We start from the raw sequence: 7,296 nt of genomic DNA on the forward strand, positions 1-7,296 counted from the left end.
CCCGGAAGCAGAGCGGCCCCGTACCTGACTCTGCCTCTCTGCACTGGCATGACAGGCTAGTCAACTATGCAGAACAGTACGGGAGATGAGCTGATGAGCGGCACCTCAGTGGTGGGCAGTCAGGCTGGAGGCAGACGGGTCTTCCCTGAGTTCAGTGAGGACTACTTCGTCAGCTTGCACGGACGCATCGAGTTCTTGCCGTTCGAAGACAGGGTGGCATCCCTTGCCTGGCTGCGCGACAGGATCGCGCAAAGCATCGACTCCGAACTGGCCGAGCCATGCGCGACACGCAGAAGCGGGGCTCACAGGGTCCCCGGCTGGGGAGGGGAGAGCGACCTGATCCTCGATGAGTCACTGATGGTTCTAGACGGGGACACACGGCAGATCGGCGCTGGCATCATCGTCGTGACAGTAGCCGCTGCCCTCGAGTCACTGATGAACCACATGCTGGATCAGTCCTCGGACACCCGCCTTCACCGGGCTGGACTCGCGAAGAAGGCCGACCCGGTGGCAGGCGGCGATCGATACAGCAACGTTCCTCGAAGATATTGCGTGGCTGAAGACACGACGCAACTCGTTCGCGCACCGTCTGCTAGACGACGACTGCGGCAGCCCAAGCTCCACGCCCGTAGGGACCTTTGACGACGACATGGCGCACGAGGCGCTGGTGAGGGCCAGCTCCGTTGCCTGGGAACTGGAGAAGGGCTGGGAGCGGCAGCTCACGGACCGCGACTGAGACGGGCTTTCGCTGCATCGTGCAGACGCCCGCTCCCCTCGTGTGAGTGCAATGGTTGCATAGCCGAAACTACGGGGCTCAGCGGTTGGTCACGAGTGCAGTCCATTGCGCTGCTGGGCGAGAGTCAGCCCTTTGTGAGTGCGTGGAGCCAGGCATCGCCGGGCGGTGGGACGAAGAAGTAGCCGCCTCCCGTGGTGAGGGTGTACTTGGCCATGGCCTCGCCCTGGAGCCTGCGCTGTACCGCCTCGAAACCCCTCTCCAAATCACTTTGGAAGCAAGAGAAGATCAGCCCTTGGTCGTCCGGGGCCCGGTTGTAGTTGTAGCTGCGCCGAACCATCGGGGGAGGGGTGCGGGGGTTTGGTGCTGCTCTGCGGACGTGTGCGTCTAGCGGGGTGATCTTGCCGTGGGGGTCGGTGGCGAAGACTACTCGTTCGGTACTGGGCGTGCCGTCCAGCCACCGTCCGTTCCTACGGCGTCCGATGATGCGCTCCTGCTCAGGAATGGTGTCGCGGTCCCAGAAGTCGGTGGCCAGCCGTATGATCCGGATAACCTCATAGCTGCCGCCGATGGCCCAGGACGGCTCCCCCTGACCGGCCCTGACGGTCGCCCGTTCGGCGGTTTCAGCTGCCGTTGCGGGGTTTCCGTGCCCTTCGGTGAAGTGGAACGGATTACGTGACAGACCTCGTCCGTCCTCGGTGCGGTTCTCGGGACGGGTGCCGTCCGCGCGCCAGCGCACCTGCTGGTGTGGCAGTGCGCGCAGCGTCCGCTCGGCGGCCTGCCGTACGGCACGGTCTGAGGATCCGGTGATGTGGAGCAAGAGGTCGCCATGTGACTGGACAGGGTCCAGTACGTCACCTGCAAACGACGGCATCCGTTTCAGCTGCTGCGGCCTGTCGGTGCGAGAGGGAAGGGCGCCTTCGCCCAGTGCCAGCCAAGCGGCGACGCTACCGCCGTCGATCGCCATGATGGCGCGATGCGCGGCGTGCAGCGCATCGGCGCGTGCGCCCTCCGAGGTGATATCGAGTGAGATGAGCTGTGTAAAGGGCAGCGGCGTCGCTCCACGCAGGTGGGCGGGTTCGTTCTCCTGCCGTTCGGATGAACCGTTGCGCAGGGCAGTGGCACCGACAGCGGTGAGACCGCCGGCTCCGGCGGCCATTGCAGCCGAGGCGGTTAAGAGTCTGCGTCTACTGGTCATCGTCTTGGGGCATCCTCTGGTCTAGCGGAGTACAGGTGTTCCCCATCTCGGTCCGTGTTGAAAGCAGCCCGGCTCGCTTGCCGGCTGACGGCGACGGATGAAACTGTCCCTTCCTGCGATTTCCTGCACCCGCCTGCGTTACTCACCTACCGGGGATCGCCAATCCCACAGAGGTTCCCTCTGGAACCGTGCTAGAACATCTCCGTATTCAATGAGTTCGCCGTGATTTGTGTCTAGTAGACCTGAGAGCCCCTGGATCACTTCACCCAGGAGATCTCGAATGCAAGATACTCCGGAGTATTCAAGTGTGACCGCTTGGAATTCGCCGATCTTCTGGTGAATCTCATTCACTTCTTCTTGATCGAACCCATCAAGGACATCACCTGACGCGTCTACGCCGAAGCTACACACTCCCCGATCCAGCCGATCAAAGAATTCCCTTTCGCTGTAGGCGCCGACCTGCCGCAGGCGAGCCACGACGCGCTGATGATCCCCTGGAGAACTGAGGAGAACGATGGTGGGCCGCATGAATCTTCCTGTCGTGCCGTCTGCTCAGGCGAGCCATCGACGATCATGACAGGTTGTGCCACGCGTGACTGCAGGCCCCGAGACACTCTGTTTCCCTTCGTCGTGTGTCCGCAACGGTGAAGGTCGACAGAAGAACACGGAAGGAGTTCACATGCTCGCGAGGAGGGAGATTGATTATTTTACCCATTTGTTCGAGGGTCGGCTCTCGAACAATGAGGACTGCTGGAGTAAGGGTCGGTTTGACACCTGACTGTGCGACTCCTTGGCGTCCGTCCGCGGCGGTGGCGTGGGCCTGCATTGAGTAGCGAACGATCTCTTGGAGTACCGCTCGCTGCTCTACCGGCTCCAGTGAAGAGAACCATTCCACGGCTTCGGTGTAGCCGAGGATCCCTTGGGCTGCCTCGTTGATGATCCGCTCAGACGTTCGCACCTGGTCATCCCATTCCGGGGAGGAAAACAACGTATGGCCTGTTTCTGTCCAACTCGGCGTAGTCTGGACGGCCCGGGTTGTACCGCTGCCAGAAGTCCCGGCCACGCCCGCTTCCCTCCCCGTCGCCTGTCCCTCGCGGCAGAGAGTTTTTGACCTTGTGGCGGGTTCGAGAGGGTCCGGAAAGGATGTAATCCCAGTCTGATGCGGGGTGCGCGGTTCCCTTGGCGCGGCTTCCGACCACAATGATCGGTTGCCCGGCCTTGTCCGCGGCGTTCTGAATCCGTCTTGCGTCATTGGGTCTGATACCGGCTTCTGCTGCAGTCCTAAGGCCTGGACCACACCATGCGTTGGTGTTGTGGACAAGTACGGGTGCTGCGCTGGCCAGCACATAGTACGTATGCAGGTCGTTGACGGTGAGGTTGTAGACCGAGGTTTCTTCAGTCCTGTGCCGGACGGCAGTGACCATGACCCGTGTGCCGGCACTGGTTTGCAGCCACTGTCCTGCGGTCAAGGCGCTTGCATCGAGCCACTGGTGGAGCTCGGGAGCCCAGAAGGGGTGGCCTTCAGTGGCGGTGATCGTGCCAGTTTTGGCCCCGCCCATGCCGTCGGTGTCGACAGTGATGTCGACGAGGCGTTTATCACCGCTTCCCTGAATCAGGGCCGTGACCTTACGTGGTCCGCTCTTGCCTGTTTCTGGGTCGGCGGCGAGGACGGTGTCGCCAACCTGCACGTCCTTTATGGGTTTGCGGGTGCCGTCGGCCATGAGGACGGGGGTGTCGCCGGTGAAGCTGTTGGGGACCATGCAGCGGCCCAGCTTCGCGCCGATGCCTGCGCCGAGCATGCCGCCGAGGCAGCCGAGGGCTGCTGACTGGCCGACTTGGCCCCAGTTGACTTTGCGGCCGGACAGGCGCTGGGTGAGCCAGTCCAGTCCGCCGTCGACGACTCCGCCGATGATGCAGCCGACGATGAGGGGGTTGTTGCCGGAGGGGTCGGTGTAGGTGGTGGGGGAGGACAGGGCGTACTGGTAGAGGTTGGTGCCGCCGGCGTGGCCGATGGGGTCCTGGGAGATGAAGCGGCCGGTCTGAGGGTCGTAATAGCGGCTGCGGTAGTAGAGCAGGCCGGTGCCGTCGTCCTCGCGGCCGGTGAAGGTGTAGGGATTCGACGTGGTGCTGCCGGCGGTTGTGGGGGTGCCGTTCGGGTCGTAGGCGTAGCTGGTGGAGATGGTGCCGTCGGTGTTGGCCAGGCCCACGACGGTGCCGAGCGCGTCGGTGAGGTAGACCTGCGTCTTGCCGCCTTCGGTGCGGGTCAGGAACTGGTCCAGGCCCGAGGTGGCGACGCTGGCAGTGGTCCCGCCGGAGGCATTCTGTTCGATGAGGGGGTTAGTACCGTCGGTCAGGGACCGGCTGGTGGCGTTGCCGATGGTCTTGGAGATACGGCCGCCGAGCGGGTCATAGCCGAACGACGAGGCGGTGCCCGCCTTGGCCAGACCGGTGAGTTCTCCGCGGGCGTTCCACGTGTAGGTGCGCAGGCCGTCGTTCTTGAGCTGACCGTCGGTGTCGTAGGTGAAGGTGCGGCCGTTGTAGGTGGTGATGCGGTTGTCGTCGCCGAACTGGGTGCCGCTCTCCGCAGCGGGCAGGGCAACCTTCGTCAGGGAGCCGGTCAGGCCGGTCTGCAAGCCGCGGACGTCCCTGGTATACGTCAGGTCGCCGACAGCCTTGGTGCCCTGGGCGTAGGCGATGGACTTGATGACGCCGGTGGTGTCGTAGCCCGTGGTGCGGGTGATGCCGCCGGGCAGCGAGGCGGTCTTCTCCCGGCCCACGCTGTCCAGGCCGAAGGTGACTTCCTGGGTGCCGGTCTTGACCGACTTAAGGATGCTGGACTTGTCGTAGCCGTAGGTGGTGCTCGATCCGGCCGCGGTCATCAGCCTGCGGCGGTCGGCGTCGTCGTAGTCGTAGGTGACCTTGCCGGTGGGTCCGGTGGTGGTGGCCAGGCGGTCGTGGACGTCGTAGGTGAAGGCCTGGTTGCCGGCTTTGCTGTCGGTGATCTGCTTGAGCAGGTCACGGGTGTCGTAGTCGTAGGTGACGGTGGATTCGGCCTGGCCGGCGGCGTCGACGCCGTACTTGGTGTTCTTGGGCTGGCCGAGTAGGTCGTACTCGGCGATAGCGGCCTTGCCGGATCTGCTGGTGGCCTTCTTCAGGAATCCGGCGGCGTCGTACTCGAACAGCGCCTGCGCGCCCAGTGGGTCGGTGGCAGTTTTGGGGCGGTCGGCTTGGTCGTAGTCCCACTTGGTGGTGTTCTGGCGGGCGTCGGTCAGGGTGGTGAGGTTGCCGTTATCGTCGTAGCCGAGCGCGGTGGTGTGCCCCAGCGGGTCGGTGATCTCCCTGGGCTGGTTGAGGGCGTCGAACAGCACCGTGGTCTGTGAGCCCGCCTCGTCGGTAAGGGCGCTGATACGGCCCGCCGCGTCGGTGAACTGCCGGGAGATGCGCCCCTCGGCGTCCTTCACCTGGTCCAGGTCGCCGTGCTGGTAGGTGTATTGGGTGGTCGCTTTCGCGTTGTCGGTGACCGTCTTGACCTGGCCGTCGCCCGTGAAGGTGAAGCCTGTCTTGCGGCCTTCGGGATCGGTGGCCGTTTCAAGATCGCCGGCGGTGTTGTAGCCGAAGACGGTGGCGTTGCCGAGCGGGTCGGCGGCTTGGGTCGGCTGGTCGTAGGGGCCGTCGAAGGTCGTCTTGCCCGTGGAGCGGGCATTTGCGGTGCCGGCCAGCTCGAGTGCTGAGGTGATGTGCCCGTTGGCGTCGTAGGACAGTTCGGTGCGACGGCCGTAGGGATCCACGACGGCAGCGATGCGGTGCTTGGTGCCGCGCTCGTAAACAGTCTTACGGGCCAGCGTCGTGCCGTACGCCTGGGTGTCGTTGACGGCGAAGCCGCTGTTGTTGAACTCCACTCTGCGTACCGAGCCGCCCGGCTGGGTGACGTCCGTGGCGGTGATCTGGCCGGCCGGGGTCTTCGAGTAGGCGAAGGAGTATTCCTGTCCCTCGGTCAGGGTCTGCTTCTTGACCCGGCCGTCGGAGTGGTAGCTGTTGGTCATGTAGACGATGCCGCGGGCGTCCTTGGCGGTCGCGATCCGGTTGGTCGCGCCGTCGTAGGTGAACGAACTGGCCTTGCCCGCGGGGTCGGTGACTGTCTTGAGCCGGCCGGCTTCGTCGTAGGTGTAGGAGGTGCTGCGGCCGGTGTTGTCCTGCGCCTTGGTGATCCGCTGGGCGCTGTCGTAGCTGAAGGAGACCCAGCGTCCACCGGGGGCGGTGACAGACGTGATGTCGCCCTTGGATCCGTTGGAACGCTTGATGCGCACCGCGTTGCCGTGCCGGTCGCGGATCTCCTGCAAGGGCCCGTACCAGGGGAAGACGTAGTCGGTGCCGTCCCTCAGACGCAGGTGCCAGCTGCCCGACTCCTGGCTGATCTTGGCGCCGTTCAGAGCGGTGGGGGTGCCTTCGGGCTCGAAGACCGCATCTGCATAGCCGCTGCCCGGTGAGGTCCGCACGAAGTGGACCTTCTTGCCGCCCGGCAGGTACAGGTCCACCTCTGTGTAGAGGCGTTTGGAGTGCAGGTACATGTTGTAGGACAGGTCCCGGCCGATACCGAAGGCGCGGGAGCGGGTGTCGCCCTGCCAGTAGGTGCGGGTGACCTCGGCCGACCCCAGCGGCCCGGACACGCCCAGATCGGTGCGGGAGTCGGTCAGCAGGCCGCTCTGCAGGTCGACGGGGTCGCCGGAGAGCCAGTCGACGATGTCCGAGATCGCGGAGAGGTCGAAGGGGATGACGTCGGAGATGGAGAGCATGGCGCCGTGGAAGGCCCACACGCGCGTCTTGTCGTCGGGAACGACCTGCTTGCCGTCGTGGGTGACGGTGCCGTGCCCGTAGGTGTGCCAGCCCTTGCGCTCAGGATCGTAAGCGAGGAAGTCGATCCGGGTACCGGGAGCTTCGTGCGTGTAGTTCGGGTAGACGATCTGCGCGCCCTTGGGGAACAGGTACGTGCCGCCCGGCTGGACGGTGAAGTACACCGGCACGGCACTGTTTTCGGGCAGCGGGAACGGGGGCCGGTCGACGGGGATCGCGGTGATGCCCAGCTCGGTGACCGGCTTGCCGTGCTCGTCACGCACCACCGAGCCCTTGGGGATGCGCACCTCAAGCCCGGGGATCTGCGGGGTGGTCAGCGTGACGTCCGCCCTGGCCGGTGTGTCGAAGGTGACGGTGTGCTTGGTGTCCAGCGGCGTCATCCAGACCGGGAAGCCCAAGTCCGTGCTGCGGCCCGCCACCGGCCGGATCCGGATGTCGTAGCGCCCGTAGCTGCGCTTGGCGGTCTTCGCGCTCGCTCCGTCCACGACCAGGGTGGTGGCCTCGGCACTGATAC

General features: G+C 64.8%; 4 protein-coding genes. 1 reads left to right on the top strand and 3 read right to left on the bottom strand.

The genetic code is table 11. From position 1 onward, the window contains the following. Positions 1-66: 66 nt before the first annotated feature. Positions 67-642, top strand: a complete 576-nt coding sequence (locus tag K4G64_RS22675; RefSeq protein ID WP_221757855.1) for a hypothetical protein — start codon at positions 67-69, stop codon at positions 640-642. Between the two features lie 218 nt (positions 643-860). Here K4G64_RS22675 and K4G64_RS22680 read toward each other — a convergent pair whose 3' ends face one another. The 3 genes from K4G64_RS22680 to K4G64_RS22690 all read right to left on the bottom strand — a co-directional run bounded on the left by K4G64_RS22680 (position 861) and on the right by K4G64_RS22690 (position 7,267). Further along, positions 861-1,931 carry a Dyp-type peroxidase gene (locus K4G64_RS22680; protein WP_260460817.1) on the bottom strand — a complete coding sequence of 357 codons (1,071 nt, stop codon included), beginning with the start codon at positions 1,929-1,931 and terminating at the stop codon, positions 861-863. A 571-nt stretch (positions 1,932-2,502) separates the two neighbouring features. Beyond that, a complete protein-coding gene (locus K4G64_RS41480) occupies positions 2,503-2,994 on the bottom strand; it encodes a DUF5958 family protein (RefSeq protein ID WP_374206436.1) in 492 nt (163 codons plus the stop codon). After that, positions 2,894-7,267, bottom strand: coding sequence for an RHS repeat-associated core domain-containing protein (locus K4G64_RS22690; protein WP_221757857.1), 4,374 nt, complete (start codon positions 7,265-7,267; stop codon positions 2,894-2,896). The genes K4G64_RS41480 and K4G64_RS22690 overlap by 101 nt, the downstream gene beginning before the upstream one ends. Positions 7,268-7,296: the final 29 nt, after the last annotated feature.

The sequence above is a fragment of the Streptomyces sp. WAC04114 genome (assembly GCF_019733245.1).
Lineage (GTDB): Bacteria > Actinomycetota > Actinomycetes > Streptomycetales > Streptomycetaceae > Streptomyces > Streptomyces massasporeus_A.